This window comes from Deinococcus multiflagellatus, assembly GCF_020166415.1.
Lineage (GTDB): Bacteria > Deinococcota > Deinococci > Deinococcales > Deinococcaceae > Deinococcus > Deinococcus multiflagellatus.
Map to the genome: position 1 here is coordinate 106,150 of NZ_JAIQXV010000010.1, position 18,778 is coordinate 124,927.

Consider the following 18,778-nt stretch of genomic DNA (forward strand, 5'->3'; position numbering starts at 1 on the left):
CCAACGCCGGGCATTGTGCCCAGATGGCAGGAAATGCCCCAAAGAGAAAGCTCTCAGGTTGGGCCGGGCAGATGAAGAGAGGCCCCCGCGCGCTCAGAAAGGCGGGCGGGGGCTGGGGGGCGGCGCGGGCACGCCCAGCCTGTGGGCGGCGCCAGTCAGCTTCGGCCGCCAGATGACCGGAGGCTCAATGGGGGACGCTGGGCGGGGTCAGCGGCTTTCGCTCTTGACCGTCTGCTCCTGCTCAAAGGTGACTGTGGTCCGCGCCTTGTCGTCGGCCATGCTCATCTGCATGGTCATGCGGGTGGTGGTCTGTGACGGGCCCGGCAGGCCGTCCGGGCGGAAGGTCTGCGTGCCGGTCATGGACGCACCCAGCAGCGCCGCGCTGACGGGCAGTGGCTCGCCCAGTTCAAAGCGCCAGTCGTTGAACGTACTCTGGGTCTGGAACTGGTGCAGGCCCGCTGCATTCAGGCCGGTGTAGGTGGTGCGGCTCAGGATCTTCATGGGGTTGGCTTTCAGCAGGGCCTGGGCCCCCAGCACCGGCCCGAACAGCCCGGCCAGGATGCCCTGGGTCGGCATCTCAATGGTCGCTTCCGTGGCCTGTCCCGGCACCAGGGGCACGCCGTAGCCCACCCCCGCGCTGCCGCTGTCGCGGGCCATGCGCTGCAACCCCTCCAGGTCCATGCGGCTGAACACTTCGCTCAGGACCGGGTTGTCGCTGGTGATTTTCAGCCCTTCGCTCTGGCCTGTGGCGGTCACTGTTTGGGTGATGCGGAAGCTGACGGGCTCCTTTTGCCCAGGCACGTTTTGAATGAACGTCTGCATCAGCCCCACGCGGCCATCGGCGCTGCGGCTGGTCACGCGGGTAAAGACTTTGCCGGTCTGTGGGGTGTGATCCTGGTTCAGCGCCTGCATGACGCCCTGGCGTCTCTTTTCGATGTCCTGTGAACTCAGGCGCTGGCCGGGCAGGGCTTCAATGTTCACCTCTTTGACGAGGGCGTGACTGCTCATGGTGAGGCGCTGCTCCACCGTGGTGCCCACCGGGGCGGTGATCAGCAGCGTGGGGGCGGCAGCGGGGGCGGCCGGCGCAGGGGTGGCCGGGGCAGCCGGCGCCGCGCTCTGGGCAACGGCGGGGGTGGCAAGCAGCAGGGCAGAGAGCAGCAAAGCGCGCATGCGCTCACCTTACGCGCCCAGGCCGGGGCAAGTGACCGCACCTGCCGCGCGGCGCGCGTGGCCCCGGGTGCGGCACAATAGACGCCATGACTGATCGCCCTTCTCCCGAGCGTCCCGACGCCCGCCTTGTGCGCCTGCACGCCGAACGCGGCGACCCCCACGCCCGCCTTGCGGGGGCGCTGGCCGACCTGGAAGGGGCCGGCTGGGGCGTGCTGCTGGAAGGCCCGCGCGCGCTGGCCGCGCAACTGGCCGCCGCCCTGGGCCGGGGCACCCTGCGCGTGGACCCCCGGATTGGGGTGGACCGCGACGCCCTGGCCGGGGCCGGGCTGGCCGCCGCGTCCCTGGCCGCCGACTGGCGCGGCGCGCAGGCCGTGTGGCTGCTGGAACCCGCCCCCGAGGACCTGGAACGCGCCCGCCGGGCCGGCGTGCCGGTGATCGTGGACGCCACCCTGGCCCCGGGCAGCGAGTGGTTCTCGCGCGGCGCGGCCCACGTGACTTACCGCGACAGCGTGACCCTCAGCGGCCACGGCGACGCGCCCCTGTGCGCCCTGTTCGGCACGGGCGAGGCCCCGGCCCCCGTGGGGGCGCCCCCCAGTGACCTGAACGTGGCCCTGGCCCTGCGCGATGTGGCCACGCTGCCCCTGCGCCTGGCCCGGATGGCGCGTACGGCCTCGGCCCTGGCTGAGCGCTTGGGGGGCGCCGTGCAGACGGCTGGCCCCACTGCCCTGCTGCTGGCCCCGGACGCCGTGGCCGACACCGCCGCGCCCCTGGGCGGGGTGCTGCTCGCGGCGCGCAGCGTGTCAGGCGGGGTGCTGCTGACCCCGGGCCTGGAAGACCTGGGCCGCGCCCTGGCCCTGCTGCGCGTGGGCGGTCAGGCGGCCAGCCGCGACGAGCGGACCCCTGACCGCGACCCCGGGCGCGCTGCCTCCGAGCGCAGTGGGGAGAGCCCCGAGCGCCGCGAGTTCCGGGGACGCCGGGGCGGGCCCGACCGGGGCCGTGAGTTCCGCCGGGGTGAGCGTCCGGGCCGCTTTGACGGCGAGCGCCCCGACCGCTCCCTGCCAGACCGGGCCGGGGCCGACCGCCCTGACCGCGAGCCGCCGCAGCGCGTGACCTTCGACGCCCCGGTGCCCAACCTCACCCTGGCCCCGCTGCCCGACGGGCCCGCCGAGGAGATCTGGGAGCCGGAAATCGTGTTCAGCGACTCGCCCGCCCCGCCCCCCGCGCCGCTGCCCATTCCGGTGAGTGGCGGCCCCGACGCCCCAGAGCAGCCCGCCGGCCTCCCCGACGTGCATCACCTGAGCCCCCAGACAGAAGAGTTGGCCCCGGAAGAGGCGTCGGGCGAGGGCCAGGACGAAACCGAGGCCACACCCGCCGAGACTGAGGCGGCCCAGACCACTGACGCCGCCGATGACACCGCCGAGCCGCAGCCCGCGCCCCAGGCCGCCCCCGTGGCCGAACCCGCCCCCGTGATCCTGCCGCCCGACCTGCCCGGCGGCAAGGAAGACCCGGCGGCCGGCCTGACGGACGAGCAGGCCGCCGTGTACGCCCGGCTGCGCGAGTGGCGCAACGCCGAGGCCAAGCGCCAGGAGATCAGCCGCTTCATCATTGCCAGCAACGCCACCCTGGCCGAAATCGCCCGCCGCGTGCCCTACACCGAAGCGGACCTGAAAGCGGTGCGCGGCATGGGCCCCGAACGCCTGCGCAAGTACGGCCAGAAGATTCTGGAGGTGGTGCGTGGCTAGGCGGCCGTGGCAAGGGCTGGGCGGGGCCCTGCTGGCCCTGAGCCTGCTGAGCGGGGGTGCGGGCGCCGCCACAGTGGCTATAGCAACGGTCCTGAGCGACGGCACGCGCGCCACCACGGTGGGCGGCCTGGACCCGGTCAGCCTGGAGGTGACCCGGCAACTGCCTGGGGCAGCGCCTCTGAAGCTGGGCGTGAGCCTGAACGGGCAGATTGACAGCACGGCGCCGGGCCGGGTGAGCGGCGTCACGGTGGCGGCGCCGCGCGCCCGCTTCAGTGCCGCCGAGCAGGGCTTTGTCACTGGGCTGGTGGGCCGCCTGGCCACGCAGTGCTTCAACCTGTTGCCGGCCCGCCGCGCCGCCATCGCCGCGTGGCTGGGGCAGCAGAACGCGGCCGGCGCGCGCCGGGTGGCCGCCACCTTCGGCCCACTGAAGCTGCAGTGGGCGCGCGGGGTGGACAGCGGTAACCGCCCGTTCACCGAGCTGACCCTGGGCCGCAGCGGCACGCCGGGCGCGGCCCCCTGGGTGAACGCCTGCCGGGCCTACTGACCCGGGACGACCGTGATGCCCAAGGAGCGTGGGAAGAGCGGAGAGACGCTGGTCCAGCGCCGGCGCCCCGTCTGTTCTCGTGTTCGCTCTTCTGTAGACCTCTGCGAGGCTGCGGTGTAGCGCTGCGCGTCCGCTCATCCCTCGGCCTCCGCTCATCTGCGTTCCGCATCAAGCCAAGCAAACACCCGCGCTGGAGGAGTCACCTCTGCCAGCGCGGGTGTTTGCTGCCCCCTACTCCGGGCCGTAGCGGTGGTCTTCGGGCAGCGGGGCTTCGTCGTGGGCGGCCTGGGCGACGCGGCGGGCCAGCGGAAAATCCACGGCGGCGTACCACGCCTGTTCCAGGGCGCCGCCCCCGCCCGGCTGCGCGCGGTACACGCACAGGGTGGGGCCGTACGAGCAGGCGCCCAGGCAGCCGCTTTCGGTCAGGCGCAGGCTGCCGCCCTTCTTGTAGTAGGCCAGGGCGTCACGTTCCAGGTGGTTCCACAGGGCCCGGTACAGCAGCGCCGAGCCCCGTCCCTGGCAGCTTTGCCCCTGGCAGACCAGCAGGTGGGCACGGGTGGAAAAAAACTTGGGGGTCATTTACAGGCCATCCTCGGGAATCACGATCAGGCGCTCCTGGTCACGCACGACCCGGGTCCACACGCCGTAGGCCGCGTGCAGGTGTTCGGGGGTCAGCACCGCGCCCGGCGGGCCGCTGGCCAGCACCCGCCCCTGGGCCAGCAGCACCAGATGGTCGGCGCGGGCGGCCAGATTCAGGTCGTGCAGCACGGCCACGGCGCCCAGGCCGCCGGCCACCTCGCAGCGCAGGTAGCGCATGACGTCCAGGGCGTAGGCCAGGTCCAGGTGGTTGGTGGGTTCGTCCAGCAGCAAAAAGCGCGGCTGCGCGGCCAGCGCGCGGGCCAGCGCCACCCGCTGCCGCTCGCCGCCCGACAGTTCGCCCAGGCGGCGAGTGGCAAAACGGGCGGTGTCGGTACGGGCCAGGGCGCCCTCCACCGCCGCTTCGTCCTCGGGGCCCCAGGGGTCGCGGGGCAGCAGGCCAAAACGCCATGTGCCCGCGCCGCGCCCCAGGGCCACCATGTCGCGCACGGTGGTCCCCAGGGGCAGTTCTTCGCCCTGGGCCAGGTAAGCCAGCAGGCGCGAGCGCTGCGCGCGGCTCCACTGGCCCAGGGGGCGGCCCAGCAGGCGCACCTCGCCGCGTTCCGGGCGCGACAGGCCCAGGCAGGCGCGCAGCAGCGTGCTTTTGCCCGCGCCATTGGGCCCAATGACCGCCGAGAGCGCCCCGGGCGGAAAGTGCACGCTGACCCCACGCACCGCCGGAAAACTGCCGGCCTGCACATGCACGTCCAGCGCTTCCAGGCCCGGCGCGGTCGCAGGGGGCGACTCAGTCACGGGTGCGCCTCAGTAGCCACAGGAAAAAGGGCCCGCCCAGCAGCGTGGTCACAATGCCCACCTGCGACAGCGGCGTGGTGCGCGCCAGCAGGTCGGCCAGCACCACCAGCGCGGCGCCCAGCAGCGCCGAGAGCGGCAGCAGCGTGCGGTGCCCGGCCCCAAAGGCCAGCCGCACCACATGCGGCACCAGCAGCCCCACGAAGCCAATAATGCCCACGTAGGCCACCGCCCCCGCCGTGGCGACGCTGGCCGCGCCGATCACCAGCAGCCGCAGCCGCTCTACTGGCACCCCCAGGCTGCGGGCGGTGAGTTCGCCCAGTTGCAGGGTGTCCAGGGCGCGGGCCAGCAGCAGCAGCGCGCCGGCCCCCAGGCCCACGTAGGGCAGCACCGCGCCCACCTCGCGCCAGCCGCTGAAGCCCAGGTCGCCCAGGGTGTAGGCCAGCACCTCGCGCGCGCGGTCCTCGCCGCGCAGCAGCAGCGCCGTGGACAGGGCGCTGAGCACGCTGCCCACCATCACGCCCGCCAGCACCAGCCGGGTGGGCGGCAGGCGGCGGCCTTCGCGCGCCAGCGCCAGCGTGGCCATGACCGCGCCCAGCGCCCCCAGCAGCGCCGCCGCCGGAATCAGGGGCCGTGGGCCGCCGCCCACGATCACGGCAGTGGCCCCCAGGGCGCCGCCGCTGGCCACGCCCAGCAGGTAGGGATCGGCCAGGGGGTTGCGGAACACGCCCTGAAAGGCCCCGCCGCACACCCCCAGGCTGGCGCCCACCAGCACGCCCATCACCACGCGCGGCAGCCGGATCTGCCACACGATCACGTCGTTGCCGGCCAGTTCCTGTCCGCTCAGGCCACGCCACAGCGCGACCAGCACCTCGCCGGGCGGCACCATGACGCGGCCCAGCCCCGTGCCCAGCACCACGGCCAACAGCAGCAGCAGGGCCAGCCCCGCCACCTGCAGGGGCAGGGCCGAACGGGGCGGGCGGGGCGCGGCGGCGCTGGACACAGCCTTACTTGAAGAGTTCAGGGTGAACGAGCTTGGCCAGCCCGCGCAGGGCCTGGGGCAGGCGGGGGCCGGGGCGGCCCAGCATGGTGTTCAGCTCTTTGGGCACGGTCATGACCTTGCCGGTTTTCAGGGCCGTGATGGTGTTCCAGCCGGGGCGGGCGCCGGCCGTCCCCGCGTCCACGCCCAGAATCAGCTGCGGGTTCTGCTTCACGATGAATTCGGGGTCTACCTTGGGAAAATCGCCCATCGTCGCCGGAATGATGTTGCGCGCGCCGGCCTTGGTCAGCAGCGTGCCCATGAAGGAATTCGGGCCGATGGAGTACGGGGTGGGGTCAATCTCGTAGTAGGCGGTGGGCTTGTTCACGGCCGTCTTGGTCAGAATCTCGACCTTGGCAATCTCGCGCTTCATAGAGGTCACCAGCGCCTTGGCCTGTGCCTCGCGGTTGACGATCTTGCCCAGCAGCAGGGTCTTGCTGAACACCTCGTCGTAGGTTTCGGGGTTCACGGCGATCACCGTGATGCCCGCCTGGGTCAGCGGCTCAGCCAGCTTGCCGTACTTGCTCACCAGCACGAGGTCGGGTTTGCGGGCCACAATCGCTTCCACGTTGGGGTTGTACAGCCCGCCCATCTTGGGCAGCTTGGTGACGTAGGCGGGGTAATCGCTGTAGTCGTCCACGCCCACCAGCCTGTCGCAGGCGGCCAGGGCGCACAGCGTTTCGCTGGTGCTGGGCAGCATGCTCACAATGCGCTTTGGCTCGGCCTTCAGGGTCACCTTGCGGCCCAGGTCGTCGGTGAAGGTCAGGGGGTAGGTGGTGGCGCTGGCCGCCGCCGACAGGGCGGCGCACAGGACAGCAGTCAGGGTCAGGGCACGGTTCATGGGCAGTCTCCTTGCCTGGACCCCTCGGTCTTCGGCGCCACAAAAACGCCGCCCCAGTCGGGGGGCGGTCAGGGGTCAACGCAGGGGCCGCGTGCGGGGGGCCCACGGGGGGGCCGCCAACTTTCACGGCCGTGCCCCCTTTCCGCGAGAGGTCAGGCCACATGCTCCGCAGGGCGAGGCATGAACGGCGGAGGTGTTCGGTCTTGTCCCCACGCCTGGCGGGGCTTACCGTTGCGCGACAGAACCGGACTCTCACCGGATTTCCCCCCGCAGCCGTCAGGGGGCAGTATAGAGCACAGAGCTTCTCCGCCTGCCAAAGAGGGCGAGGCCCTTACGGCCTGACCAGATACTGCGCGTTGCTGGCCAAGCTGTCGCCGTCGCGCACGACATCAAACAGCGCCCTGGTGAGTTTATTGTTTGGGTCAACGCTCCAATAGTCAGGCTTCTTGCCGTCGCGCAACCGCACACCCACTGGAACCAAATACACGACAGGAAGAATGTTGGGGTCACGACGGGCCATCTCCAAGGCCTGCTCCATGCTCAATTGATTGCTGGGATCATAGCCGAGAAGTTGACCTTCGGCGTTAAAACGTGCGCCCCGCAATTCGCGCATACGTGCGACCTGAGCACCCACATTTGGAGCTTTAAATTCAACCCTGGCAGTACCCTGACTGCCAGAAGTTTTTACATCAATCACTTTCCAACTGTACTCGTTGAGGTCGGACGGCTCACGGCGATCTATATAAGGTGTCAATACGCCCCATGTCTGAGCGAGTATTTGTTCACCAGTCTGAGTTTCTCCCAATGAAGCCGCCAGGATATTGGCATCAACTAAAAGCAGTCCCCGGATGAATTGATCTATGGCCTGCTCAGGTGTACGCGTGGCGCGCTTGGCGGTATTCTGTGTCACGATAATGGCCCCCCCAGCAAGAACAAGAGCGGCAATAAGAAAGGTGCTGTTCATACGAGTCACCTCAGGTAAGCGAGCCGAACGTCCTCTTCGGCTAAAATGCGCTTGACAGCATCCCTTTTGCCCTTAGGAAGGGCTAGATAGATGTCGCTAACGGTGGCCTGAATAAAGGCATCTCGGCTGCCAAGCGCATTCCATTTAATAATGAGATTGGCGGCGTTCATAGATTCTAAGTACGTGTAATAATTATCGAGTAAAAAATCGCTTATTGCGCCTCGTTGACCGGGTGGAAAGGCATTCACTAATGAAAACGCGTCCACCATATTAACAACCATCACCAGGCTGCCCTGATCTTTGGCTGTTTTCAAGGCCAGCATGACCAGCTGCTGGACATCCGGTTCGTCAAAGCCTTTGGAGTACAGGTAGATCAGCTGCAAGAGCATCGTGGCATGTCGCTCAGGCACCATTCTTTCGCGCTGCTGGGAATCACGGTAGGCTTTGGTCTCTTTGGCAACGTACTGATTGCCCACCGTGAAGTCCTGTAAAAAATCCTGTCCCCAGACTTGCAGGCCCCCCAAGACATCACCGTAGCGGTCCACCGTTGAAGTGGGTTGAATCCCAGCCATAACGGGCTGAATGGCATCTGGCGCAATTTTGTTCAGATTCCCGATGCCTGCTTGCGGTGTTTTTGTGATGTCTCCCGTCAATTTGCCGTCTTTAAGCGTATAGGGGTTCTGAGGCGTCAGACCCTGACCCACCAGCGCCGTCATACGCCGCCAGGTGACCAGACGTTCGGTGCTCATGTCCGCACCCATGACGTACCGCATCGCCCCGTCTGTCAGATTGGCCTGGATGCCCTGAAAGACCGCCCATGTCCCGACGGCACCGCTGACACTGCCGTTGTTGAGAAGCCTCTGTATATCGCCGTACATCTTGCGCCCGGCAATATCGAACACCCCGCTCATGCGGAAAAAGTCCGGTTTGAAGTCCGATGGCTTGGCGCCGTACTTCTGTCCGTAGCTCTGCGCCACCCAGGCCTCGGCGCGCGGCAGGTCAAAGCGAATGTGTGCCAGCATGGACGCCACCAAGGCGAACAGCACCCCACCTGCCTCCGTCGGGAAACCGTCACCGTGTTCCATGTTGTGGGCGCTTTGAAACGCCGCTTTCCAATGCGGCTCCACCTGGGACTGTGCCGCCTTCAGGTTGTCGGCGTAAATCTTGTCGAAGTACAGAACGCACTGCATCACGTAGCTGGGGTAATCGAAGGTTCGTTCTTCGCAGTACCGTATTTCCTGTTCTGTGACGTAGCTGTAGACTTTGGCGAACCAGTAACGGTAGTCCAGGACCTTCGTCTTGTCTTTGCTGAGCATCGCGTCAGCCCGGTCACGTTGCCCCTTGAGGAGACTGCGCGCCCCGGCAAGCAGGGTCTTGTACGCGGACTCGCTCTCGCCAATGTTGATGTTGGGGACACCGAACTCGTCCCGGACAGGTGGATGACCGAAGAGCTTGCCCTTCTTGCGCCAAGGGCTAATGGCCCCAGCCAGACGGTTCGCTGTTGCCTGGGCAGAGGTTGAAGGTGCCAGGGCCATAACGGGTTCAGTTTGCTCGCGTGCCGCAGCGGGCGCCGTCGTGTTGGCGGTGGTGGATTGACGGGAAGATGGGGTCGCGCCCTCGCCAGGGCGACGCGGCTCGAACGTCATGGCTTAACCCTAGGTCATCTGGCCTGGGGTCTGGGCGCAGATTGACCAGCCCTTGGGTGGCCGCTGCCTTCAGAGAGTCTTAGGGGAGTGGGTCGCCCAGCGGCCCGGACAGGCCGGTCAGCACCTCGGCCAGCTCTGCCGTGACCGCCTTGATGCCCCCGCGCGGTGAGATGGGCTCGCCAAAGCGGATCACCCAGGCCTTGCCCCGGCGGCTGATGCCGGCCGGCAGAATGGGCGCCCGGCCCTTGGCGGCAATCAGGGCCACGCCGCCCTGCATCTCGGCGCCGCCGCGCGTGCCCTGCGGAAAGATGCCCACGGTGCCGCCCGCCTTCAGCACCCGCAGGGCGGTGCGCACCGCGACCAGATCATTGCCGCTGCGGTCCACCGGAAACGATCCCCCAGCGCGGATGATGTGCCCAATGCCGGGCACAAACAGCTCTTTTTTCGCCATGAACTGTAGGTAACGCCCCGGCGGCAGCGCGCGGGCCACCAGAAACGGGTCCAGGGCGCCGACATGGTTGGCGGCCACCACCAGCGGGGTGCCCGGGGGCGGCACGTGCTCGCGGCCATGCACTTCCAGGTGTTGCCCCGCCAGCAGCACGGGCAGGTAGGTCACGTCCACCACCAAGCGGTACACCCGGGGGTTCACGGGGGGCGCGGGCGGTTCGGCAGGGGGCACCTGGGCGGGGGCAGCGCGCTCGGGGCGGGCGGCGTCACTCATGGGGGTCAGCATACGCGCCGGGGCCGGGGGCTCACAGCGCAACCCAACATCGCCCAGGGCGGCGCCAGGGCGAACGAAGTGAGAGCGGGCACCATATGGCTTGAAGGTGAACTCTGCAGGTCATGTGGTGCGAGCGGCGCGAGTGCCCGCGACAGACAGCGGTTGGCGTGGCGTTGAGGGGCTGCTTTCCTCCCCTGGGCCGAACGGGAGACCGTTGTGAGGGTTCGGCCGAGACAGCGCCGCCAACGGAAGTGCAGGGGCCGTCATCTGGCCCGTGGCTACACCTGGCCGCCGCCGTCAGTCCTCATCCTCGTCGGCTTCGTTGTCCAGGGCCTCATCCTCGGGATCCTCGTCGGCGCCGGCCCAGTCGCCGGCCAGCACCGCGCGCACCGCTTCAATGCGCGCGCGGCACTCGGCGTAGGCTTCGCGCGCCTCTTCCAGCAGGGGCAGCACGCGGTCCAGATCGGCCTCGCCGCCCTCCAGTTCGGCAGCAATCCGCGACAGCCGGGCATAGGCCTCGCGGTAGGACAGTGGACGGGGGGCACTCACGCGGGCCATGCTAGCGCCCCCCGCTAGGCTGGGGCCATGCCCGCTGCGCCCACCCCGCCCCCTCAACACTTTGACCTGACCGCCTTGCCTGCGGCGGCGCGCTACAAGCTGCTCACGGCGGTGGTGGTGCCCCGGCCCATCGCCTGGGTCTGCACCCTGGGCGAGGACGGGCATGTGAATCTGGCGCCCTATTCCTTTTTTGGCCTGATGGGCTCGGACCCGCCCGTGGTGGCCTTTGCCCCCGGGAACCGCCCCGACGGCACCCCCAAGGACACCGCGCGCAACATTGGCCCCGGCGGCGCCTTTACGGTGAATCTGGTCAGCTTCGACCTCGCGCCGCTGATGAACGCCACCGCCACCGACTTTCCGCACGGGCACAGCGAGCCGGGCGTCCTGGGCATTGCCCTGGCCCCGGGCGTGCAGGTGCCCACCCCGCGCGTGGTGGCGGCCCCGGCGGCCCTGGAATGCCGCGAGGTGCAGACCCTCACCATTGGCCGCACCCGCATCATCCTGGGCGAGGTGCTGGGGCTGGCCCTGCAGCCGGAGGCCGTGCAGGACGCCGCGCAGTACCACGTCGACACCGCCGCGCTGGACCTCGTGGGGCGGCTGGGGGGCCGGGGCACCTACGCGCGCACGCGCGACACCTTTGTGCTGGACCGCCTGACCTTCGAAGTGTGGCAGGCCGCGCAGGAAGGGGAGAGCTAGGCTCAGCGCGGCAGGGTCACGCTGGCGTTCAGGTTGCCGGTGGCCTCGCCCGTCACCAGCAGGGCCTCCGGGGTCACCTGCACCGCACGCACCTTCAGGGGGCCCACTGTGCCCTGCAGGGTCACGCCGGGGGCCACGGTGAAGGGCAGCCGGGCCTGCAGCGCGGCGCGGGCCCGGTCCAGCGGCGGGCGCAGGTCAAAGCGGGCGGCGCCCTGCAGGTAGGCCTGGGCGCGGGCGTCGGCCAGATACCCGATCACGCGGCCGGTCAGGCCTTCGCGCCGGGTGGTGACCCGCACGCCCTGCAGGGTCAGGGTCTGGCCGGCGGGGTCCAGGGCCGGGGTGCCCTGCACGTCCACGGTGGCCCCCACCCGCAGGCCCAGCGGCCCGGTGATCTGCACGCGCACAGCGGCGTTCAGGCGCGCGCCGGCCGGGCTGAACGTCACGCCCAGCACCCGCAGGGTGGGCGAGGTGGGCACCGGCAGGGGCAGCGTTCTCTGGGCCGCAGCCTGGGTGGCCAGCCGCGAGAGTTCCGGGTAGGGCAGCCGCACAGGCACCTGCAGGTCCAGGCCGGGGCTCAGCTGCGGCACGGTGTTCAGCGGCGGCAGGGGGCGCGCGGGGCCCGGGGCCGGGGCGCGGCCCAGACCGGCTCCCAGGTTCAGGTTGGCGCCCAGCGTCAACTTCAGGGCGTCTGGGGTAAAGCGTGGCGGCGTCACCTGCAGGCTCAGGGGCTGGACCCGGGCGTAGGCGGGTTCGGGCGTGGGCAGGGTCCAGGGCTGGGCCGCGCGCGCCCACAGGGCCTCGGCGCGGGGGCGCAGGCGGGCGCCGCTGCGCACCGCCGCTTCTATCTGCGCCGCCACCCGGTCCAGCTGCGCGCGCACCTGGGGGTCCACCAGCGACTGCACGCTGATCCGCACGCCCTGGGTCAGGTCCACGCTCAGGGGGTCGGTCCACGCATAATCGCCTTTCACGCGCACCCCGGCCTCCCACTCGGGCGTCACGTACGGCGTGACGGTCAGGCGAATGGTCGCCTCGCCGCCAAAGTCGCGCGCCAGGGTGCCGCTGCCGGCCGGAATGGCCCGGAACGCCGCGCGGATGGGCACCTGCACCACCAGCCCCGAGCCATCTGCCGCCGGGTTGATGCGAACGTGGCCGGTGCGCGTCACGGTGCCCTGCAACTGCACGCTCAGCAGGCCCCCCAGAAAGCTGCGCGTTTCGTCCACCCGCGCAAATTCCTGCGGCACGCGGGCATTGGCGGCTTCCTGCACGCTGCTCAGGGGCACCGTCACCGGCAGGGTCAGGGTGGACACGGCGCAGGCGGGGGCGGTCATGAGCGCAGTCAACACGACCGGCATGAGAAGGCGGCGCATGGGGGCCAGGGTAGCGGCGGCGGGTGAGAGAGGGTGGAGTGCCGCTCTGTAAGCCGACCCAGGAGGGCGTGGTGCTGGGCGTCGAGGAGTCAGGGGTCGAGGGGTCCAGCCGTTGAGAGGTCCAGAAGGGGCCCATTCCTGGCGGTGTGTCGGGTGAGAATACCCAGATGAAATTTGCTTGCCCCTGCGGCGAGGTCATCCGCGATCAAACGGACTTTTTGCCTCATAAGGCGCACCTGCTTCCCGACGAGCGCCTGCACGCGTTTCTGGACAGCCTGGAAGAACTGGTGCTGGAAATCGAAGCCTTGACCGTTCAGGAGCGGCGAGAACGGCTCAGTGACCGCATCACGGATCTCTGGTTGCGCGATATGCGGGCCCTGTACCAGTGCCCGGTCTGCGGGCGGCTGAATGTGGACAGCCTTGACCGCCAGCGTGGCTATTCCTTTGTCCCAGAAGAAGAGGGAACCCCCGGCAACCTCTTGGCCACCTCAACCCGGGCCGCGCGCGGTGACGCCCCGATCCCCTGACCCCTACACTCGGCCCCATGTGGACCCAGCACACCCTGACCTTGCCGGCCCGGCGGCGCGGCTTTCACCTGATTACCCGCGACGTGGTCCAGGCCGTGCCGGAACTGGCCCGCGTCCGCGCCGGGCTGCTGCAGGTGTTCATTCAGCACACCAGCGCCAGCCTCACCCTGAACGAGAACGCCAGCCCCGACGTGCGGCGCGACTTCGAGCGGTACTTCAACCATGCAGTCCCCGAGGGATGGCGCGAGTGGGAACACACCCTCGAAGGCCCAGACGACATGCCCGCGCACATCAAGGCCAGCCTGCTGGGCCCCAGCCTGACGCTGCCGGTGCAAGGCGGGCGGCTGGCGCTGGGCACCTGGCAGGGCATCTATCTGTGCGAACACCGCGATGACGGCGGCGCGCGGCGCCTCCTGCTGACCCTGCACGGCGAAAGCGTCTGAAGGTGTCCACCCCACGTAAACAACCCCGCGCCCAGCGCCTGCCCCATCCCCTACACTGAGGTACGGTGCTGCGCGCCGTGTTTTTTTTGCCCTGCTCCGGCGGGCAAGCAAAAGCAAGTCTGTGCGCGTGGCCGGAGGGCTGAGATGCCTGGAATTGCAATTGTGGGCGCCCAGTGGGGCGACGAGGGCAAGGGGAAAATCACCGATTTTCTCGCGCCAGAAGCCGAGTACGTGGTGCGCTACCAGGGCGGCGCGAACGCCGGGCACACCGTGACCGCAAAGGGGCAGACCTTCAAGCTGAACCTGCTGCCCAGCGGCGTGCTGCACGAAGGCACCGTGAGCGTGCTGGGCGACGGCATGGTCATTGACCCGGACAAGTTTCTGGAAGAGCGGGGCAACCTGCTGTCAGGCGGGCTGCAGCCGGAACTGCGCATCAGTGACCGGGCGCACCTCGTGTTGCCGCACCACAAGTACGTGGACGGCCGCAAGGACTTCGTGGGCACCACCGGGCGCGGCATTGGCCCGGCCTACGCCGACCGCGCCCGCCGCGTGGGCATCCGTTTTGGCGACCTGCTGGACGACCGCGTACTCGCGGAGCGCCTTGAGCGCCTGCTGGAAGCCAAGCCCAATTCCACCCGGGACGCGGGCTGGACCGGCGTTCAGGTGGCCCTGGACGCCCTGGCCCCCATCCGCGAGGCGCTGGCCCCCTTCATTCACGACACGGGCGCCCAGTTGCGCGCCGCCATTGCCGAGGGCCGCAACGTGCTGTTTGAAGGCGCCCAGGCCACGCTGCTGGACCTGAATTACGGCACCTATCCCTTTGTCACCAGCAGCCACCCCACGGTGGGCGGCATTCTGGTGGGCGCGGGCGTGAACCACAAGGCCATTCACAAGGTGTACGGCGTGGCGAAGGCCTTTAACACCCGCGTGGGCCACGGGCCCTTTGTCACCGAGGTTCACGACGAAGCCGGCATCCTGCGCCTGCGCGGCGACGGCTCTAAGCCCTGGGACGAGTACGGCACCACCACCGGGCGCGCCCGCCGCGTGGGCTGGCTGGACCTGCCGCTGCTGAAATACGCCGTGGAGGTCAACGGCCTGGACGGGCTGGTCATCAACAAGATGGACATTCTGGCGGGCCTGGACAGCATTCCGGTCTGCGTGGCCTACGGCCAGAGCGGCGAGCCTCTCTTCAAGCACCTGCCCGGCTGGGCCACCACCGAGGGCGCCACCAGCCGCGCCACCCTGGCGGGGGAGGCCCAGGCGTACCTGGACCTGATTGAAGAGACCGTGAACTGCCCGGTGGTCATCTTCTCGTGCGGCCCGGCCCGCGAGCAGACCTACGGCGAGGTCAGCTGGGCCTGAGCCAAAGCCTGGGGCCAGTGGAGGCGTGCGCGTCTTCGCGGTTGGCCCCGGCCGCCCACCGGGGCCACGCCCCCAGGGCATGAAAGCCATCCGACAGTCGCCGCGAGGGGCCCTGGCCTACACTCGCGGCATTCATCATGGGGTCCGGTCTGCGCGCGCAGGCGGGGCCCGCAAAGGAGTTGTCCTGTGACCATTGAACCCGTGATCAGTGCCGCCGATGAGAAGCAGGAGGTGCCCGGCCTGAGCGCGCTGACGCACGACTGGCTGGCAGCCATCGGCGAGGACCCGGCGCGCGAGGGCCTGACGCGCACGCCGCACCGCGTGGCCAAGGCCTGGAGCTTCATGACCGCCGGGTATCACAAGACCCTGCACGACGCGGTGGGCGAGGGCGTGTTTGCCGCCGAGGGCAGCGAGATGGTGATCGTCAAGGACATTGAGTTCTATTCCATGTGCGAGCACCACATGCTGCCGTTTTATGGCCGGGCGCACATCGCCTATATCCCCGACGGCAAGATTCTGGGCCTCAGCAAGTTTGCGCGCATCGTGGACCTGTATTCGCGCCGCCTGCAGGTGCAGGAGCGCATCACCACCCAGATTGCCGACGCCGTGGAGGGCCTGCTGTCGCCCAAGGGCGTGGCGGTCTACATGGAAGGCGTGCACCTGTGCATGGCCATGCGCGGGGTGCAGAAGCAGAACAGCTCCACCACCACCAGCGCCATGCGCGGGCGCTTTCGCAGCGATCCGCGCACCCGCGCCGAATTCATGAGCGCCGTGCAGGGCACCCTGCGCAGCCGCTAAAGCCAGCCGGGGTGTGACAGCGCTGTCAGAGCGGTGGGCGGCGCGCTTTCCCGGGGGCCGCCCCCGGCGTTTTGGTGCGCTGCGGGCCCGCCGCCAGCGCCCCCAGTTGCCCACAGCCAGGGCCAGAATCAAACGACCAGAATTGTCACTTTAGGTACAGTCGCCGGGGGCGGGGGTGAGACTGGTGTAAGTGGGAAAGCGGTACGGTGGGCAGGGAGGACGTGCCGTGCTACTGAACCTGTGCCTGCTGCTCACCTGCACGTTCCTGCTGAGCCTGACCTACCGCGACTGGCCGGTGCGGCGCCACTGGCCCGACCACGCCCTGCGCCTGCTGCTCTCGGCGGGCACCGCCGCCGTGCTGATGCACTACGCCGTCGAGGTAGGGCCGTACAAGATTGACCTGCGGTACGTGCCCATTGCGCTGGTCACGCTGCGTTACGGCCTTGGGGCGGGCGCCCTGGTGGCGTTGCCCACGGTGGCGTGGCGGCTGCTGGAATCACAGCTGGGCGGGCTGGTGGCGCTGGTCAATACCCTCACGGTGCTGGGGGCGGCGTCGCTGCTGCGGCCCACCCTGGACCTCGCGCACGCCAACCTGCGCGACCTGTGGAAGTTGCCTCTGCCTTACCTGGGCGTGGGACTGCCGCTGCTGTTCCTGCCCGAGTCGCGTGCGCTGGGCCTGGTGGTGTACCCCGGCATGCTGGCGCTGCACAGTGTGGCCACGGTTCTGGTGCTGGGCGTGTTGCAGGCGCGGCTGCGGCTGCTGCGGCTGGCGAACGATCTGCGCCAGCAGGTCATGACCGACGACCTGACCGGCCTGGGCAACCGCCGCCGCTTTGATGAAGCCCTGGCCCGCTTGGAGGTGGGCGATCACCTCGTGCTGCTGGACGTGGATGACTTCCGCCAGCTGACCGACAAGCACGGCCCCGAAGCGGGCGAGCGGGCGCTGCGCTATGTCGGGCAGGTGCTGCACGACGCGGCGCCGGGGTGCGGCTTCCGGCTGGGCCACGAGGCCTTTGCCCTGCTGCTGAATCTGCCTGAACCCGACGCGCGGGCGGTGGTGGCGCGCGTGCAGGCCCAGCTGACCGATCCGGGCAGCGCCGCGCCCTGGGCCTGCCTGACCGTGTCGGCGGGGCTGGCCTCCCGGCTGCTGCGCGAGCAACCGGCGCAACTGGTGCACCGGGCCGACGAAGCGCTGTACGTGGCCAAGACCAACGGCGGCAACCGCCTGGTCACCCTGGACGACCTGCCGCGCCGCGCCGCGCCCGCCCCGGTGCCCGATCTGCGCCCCCGCTACTCGCTGTGGCAGGCCCAGCGCACCACCGTGGAACTGCTGGCGCAGCGCCGCCCCCTGCGGGACCAGGACTGGCAGGAACTGCTGCAGCTGGCGGTCACCACCATCAGCGGGGTGGGCTGCGGCAGCCTGAACATCCGCGAAGGGGTGCAGTTCCGTATCTGCGCCGCTGTGGGCTACGCGCACGAACTGGTGGGCACACCGCTGCCAGAGGCCTCGCAGCTGCGCTGGTACGGGCAGGGCCTGGACGCGTGGCGCCAGGGGGTGCCCCGGGTGCTGCGCCCCGCTGAAATCGAGCGCGTGTGGGCCGAGGCCGACGCCGAACTGGCCTCGGGGCCCCGGCAGGCCTTTGCCGACCTGGGCCAGCGCACGGCGCTGCGGGCCAGTCTGTGCCTGCCCGTGGTGGTGGGGGGCGAGGTGGTGGCCCACCTGAACCTGGAATCCACCGAATCTGAAGCGGTGTTCTCGGCGGGGGCCATTCAGGATGCCCAGGTGTTTGCCCAGCAGATTGCCGCGCTGCTGCAGCTGCAAGAGCGCTGGCGGGAACTGGAGCAACTGGCGCAGCTGCACAGCGACCTGAACCTGGACGTGGGTGAGCAGCAGATTGCCGCCTACCTGACGCAGGCGGCGCACGACCTGCTGCGCACCAGTTCCACCCTGCTGCTGCGGTACGATCCTGGCCTCGACGCGCTGGTGCCCTCGGCCCAGGCGGGCCCGGCGCAGCAGATGGACACCCCAGGCCAGTTGCCCCGGGGCGAGGGGCTGTCCTGGCAGGCGCTGGACAGCGGGCGGATCATCCGCGCCGCGCGGGTGCAGGATGCCCCGGGGGCGTACATCCACCCGGCCGGGCGCACGGCCCAGCAGGCGCTGATGGTGGTGCCCATGCGTTCGCATGACCGCCAGCCGCTGGGCGTGCTGTGCCTGCTGCGCGACCCCCACCGCCCCTTTCAGTCCAGCGAGGAAGCCCTGGCCGCCATGCTGGCCAGCGTGGGCACCCGGGTCATGGAGCGCAGCGCGCACCTCAGCGACCTGCGCGCCACCCTGGACGCCGCCCTGAACATGCTGGGCGTGGCCCTGGAAGCCCGCGACCTGGAAACCCAGGGCCACACCCAGCGCGTGCGCGACCTCGCCGCGCGCATGGGCGAGGCCCTGAACCTCCCCGACGACCAGCGCCTTGCCCTGCGCCACGGCGCCACCCTGCACGATATTGGCAAGCTCAGCGTGCCAGACACCATCCTGCTCAAGCCCGGCCGCCTGACCCCGGAAGAGCGCCTGATCATGGAACAGCACGCGCCGCTGGGCGCCGAACTGGTGGCGCGCATTCCCTTCTTGCACCCACAGGCCCATGAGGTGGTGCGCCACCACCATGAGCGCTGGGACGGCGCAGGTTACCCCGACCGCCTTGGGGGCGAGCAGATTCCCCTGCTGGCGCGCATCTTTGCCCTGTGTGACGTGTACGACGCCCTGACCAGCGTGCGGCCCTACAAGGGCGCCATGAGCCACGAAGAGGCCATGACCATCATCCTGCAGGGCGCGGGCACCCAGTTTGACCCACAGCTGACCGAGCTGTTCCGCCGGGTGGCCCCGGGCCCCGGGGCGCCCAGCGAGGGCCGCCATCCCATGCCTGCAGTTTGAATGACGGGCAAAGGAGACCGGGCAGAGGAGAGGGAGGCCCGCTCAGTG

18 protein-coding genes are annotated in these 18,778 nt (G+C 69.6%); 8 read left to right on the forward strand and 10 right to left on the reverse strand.

The window, feature by feature from the left end; all coding sequences use genetic code 11:
* Positions 1–207: 207 nt before the first annotated feature.
* A complete protein-coding gene (locus tag K7W41_RS13035; RefSeq protein WP_224609207.1) occupies positions 208–1,170 on the reverse strand; it encodes a hypothetical protein in 963 nt (320 codons plus the stop codon).
* 86 nt (positions 1,171–1,256) lie between these two features.
* Between K7W41_RS13035 and K7W41_RS13040 the strand changes: the two genes are divergently transcribed.
* Together K7W41_RS13040 and K7W41_RS13045 are read left to right on the forward strand one after the other, a co-directional pair.
* Positions 1,257–2,912, forward strand: a complete 1,656-nt coding sequence (locus K7W41_RS13040) for an HRDC domain-containing protein (protein WP_224609210.1) — start codon at positions 1,257–1,259, stop codon at positions 2,910–2,912.
* Positions 2,905–3,456, forward strand: coding sequence for a hypothetical protein (locus tag K7W41_RS13045; RefSeq protein WP_224609213.1), 552 nt, complete (start codon positions 2,905–2,907; stop codon positions 3,454–3,456). Before K7W41_RS13040 ends, K7W41_RS13045 begins: the two co-directional genes overlap by 8 nt.
* Positions 3,457–3,687: 231 nt before the next feature.
* On the opposite strand, the gene K7W41_RS13050 is transcribed toward K7W41_RS13045, so the two are convergent.
* The 8 genes from K7W41_RS13050 to xseB all read right to left on the reverse strand — a co-directional run bounded on the left by K7W41_RS13050 (position 3,688) and on the right by xseB (position 10,602).
* Complete coding sequence (locus K7W41_RS13050; protein ID WP_224609216.1) at positions 3,688–4,035, reverse strand: (2Fe-2S) ferredoxin domain-containing protein; 348 nt, start codon at positions 4,033–4,035, stop codon at positions 3,688–3,690.
* Complete coding sequence (locus K7W41_RS13055) at positions 4,036–4,845, reverse strand: ABC transporter ATP-binding protein (RefSeq protein WP_224609219.1); 810 nt, start codon at positions 4,843–4,845, stop codon at positions 4,036–4,038.
* Positions 4,838–5,845 (reverse strand): FecCD family ABC transporter permease, encoded by a 1,008-nt coding sequence (locus K7W41_RS13060; RefSeq protein ID WP_224609222.1) that lies wholly within the window; start codon positions 5,843–5,845, stop codon positions 4,838–4,840. Before K7W41_RS13060 ends, K7W41_RS13055 begins: the two co-directional genes overlap by 8 nt.
* Positions 5,846–5,849: 4 nt before the next feature.
* Positions 5,850–6,722, reverse strand: coding sequence for an ABC transporter substrate-binding protein (locus tag K7W41_RS13065; protein WP_224609225.1), 873 nt, complete (start codon positions 6,720–6,722; stop codon positions 5,850–5,852).
* A gap of 331 nt (positions 6,723–7,053) precedes the next feature.
* A complete protein-coding gene (locus K7W41_RS13070) occupies positions 7,054–7,686 on the reverse strand; it encodes a hypothetical protein (RefSeq protein WP_224609228.1) in 633 nt (210 codons plus the stop codon).
* A 5-nt stretch (positions 7,687–7,691) separates the two neighbouring features.
* The gene (locus tag K7W41_RS13075; RefSeq protein WP_224609231.1) at positions 7,692–9,332 is read right to left on the reverse strand and encodes a DUF5995 family protein; all 1,641 of its coding nucleotides are present in this window, start codon (positions 9,330–9,332) and stop codon (positions 7,692–7,694) included.
* Positions 9,333–9,411: 79 nt separating this feature from the next.
* Positions 9,412–10,053, reverse strand: a complete 642-nt coding sequence (locus K7W41_RS13080; protein WP_224609235.1) for a lysophospholipid acyltransferase family protein — start codon at positions 10,051–10,053, stop codon at positions 9,412–9,414.
* Positions 10,054–10,350: 297 nt separating this feature from the next.
* A complete protein-coding gene (gene xseB, locus K7W41_RS13085; RefSeq protein ID WP_396115656.1) occupies positions 10,351–10,602 on the reverse strand; it encodes an exodeoxyribonuclease VII small subunit in 252 nt (83 codons plus the stop codon).
* A 36-nt stretch (positions 10,603–10,638) separates the two neighbouring features.
* On the opposite strand from xseB, the gene K7W41_RS13090 reads away from it, so the two are divergent.
* Positions 10,639–11,307: a flavin reductase family protein gene (locus K7W41_RS13090; RefSeq protein ID WP_224609241.1), complete on the forward strand. Its 669-nt coding sequence runs from the start codon at positions 10,639–10,641 to the stop codon at positions 11,305–11,307.
* Between the two features lie 2 nt (positions 11,308–11,309).
* On the opposite strand, the gene K7W41_RS13095 is transcribed toward K7W41_RS13090, so the two are convergent.
* Positions 11,310–12,674, reverse strand: a complete 1,365-nt coding sequence (locus K7W41_RS13095; protein WP_224609244.1) for a DUF4403 family protein — start codon at positions 12,672–12,674, stop codon at positions 11,310–11,312.
* Between the two features lie 167 nt (positions 12,675–12,841).
* Between K7W41_RS13095 and K7W41_RS13100 the strand changes: the two genes are divergently transcribed.
* The 5 genes from K7W41_RS13100 (at position 12,842) to K7W41_RS13120 (ending at position 18,730) form a co-directional block, all read left to right on the forward strand.
* The gene (locus K7W41_RS13100; protein ID WP_224609247.1) at positions 12,842–13,201 is read left to right on the forward strand and encodes a hypothetical protein; all 360 of its coding nucleotides are present in this window, start codon (positions 12,842–12,844) and stop codon (positions 13,199–13,201) included.
* 17 nt (positions 13,202–13,218) lie between these two features.
* Positions 13,219–13,644 carry a secondary thiamine-phosphate synthase enzyme YjbQ gene (locus K7W41_RS13105; protein WP_224609250.1) on the forward strand — a complete coding sequence of 142 codons (426 nt, stop codon included), beginning with the start codon at positions 13,219–13,221 and terminating at the stop codon, positions 13,642–13,644.
* A gap of 144 nt (positions 13,645–13,788) precedes the next feature.
* Entirely contained in the window at positions 13,789–15,006 is a 1,218-nt protein-coding gene (locus K7W41_RS13110; protein WP_224609253.1) for an adenylosuccinate synthase, read from the forward strand.
* A 186-nt stretch (positions 15,007–15,192) separates the two neighbouring features.
* On the forward strand, positions 15,193–15,804 hold the full coding sequence (folE, locus tag K7W41_RS13115) for a GTP cyclohydrolase I FolE (RefSeq protein ID WP_380057436.1): 612 nt from the start codon (positions 15,193–15,195) through the stop codon (positions 15,802–15,804).
* A 226-nt stretch (positions 15,805–16,030) separates the two neighbouring features.
* Positions 16,031–18,730, forward strand: a complete 2,700-nt coding sequence (locus K7W41_RS13120) for an HD domain-containing phosphohydrolase (protein WP_224609256.1) — start codon at positions 16,031–16,033, stop codon at positions 18,728–18,730.
* Positions 18,731–18,778 lie beyond the last annotated feature (48 nt).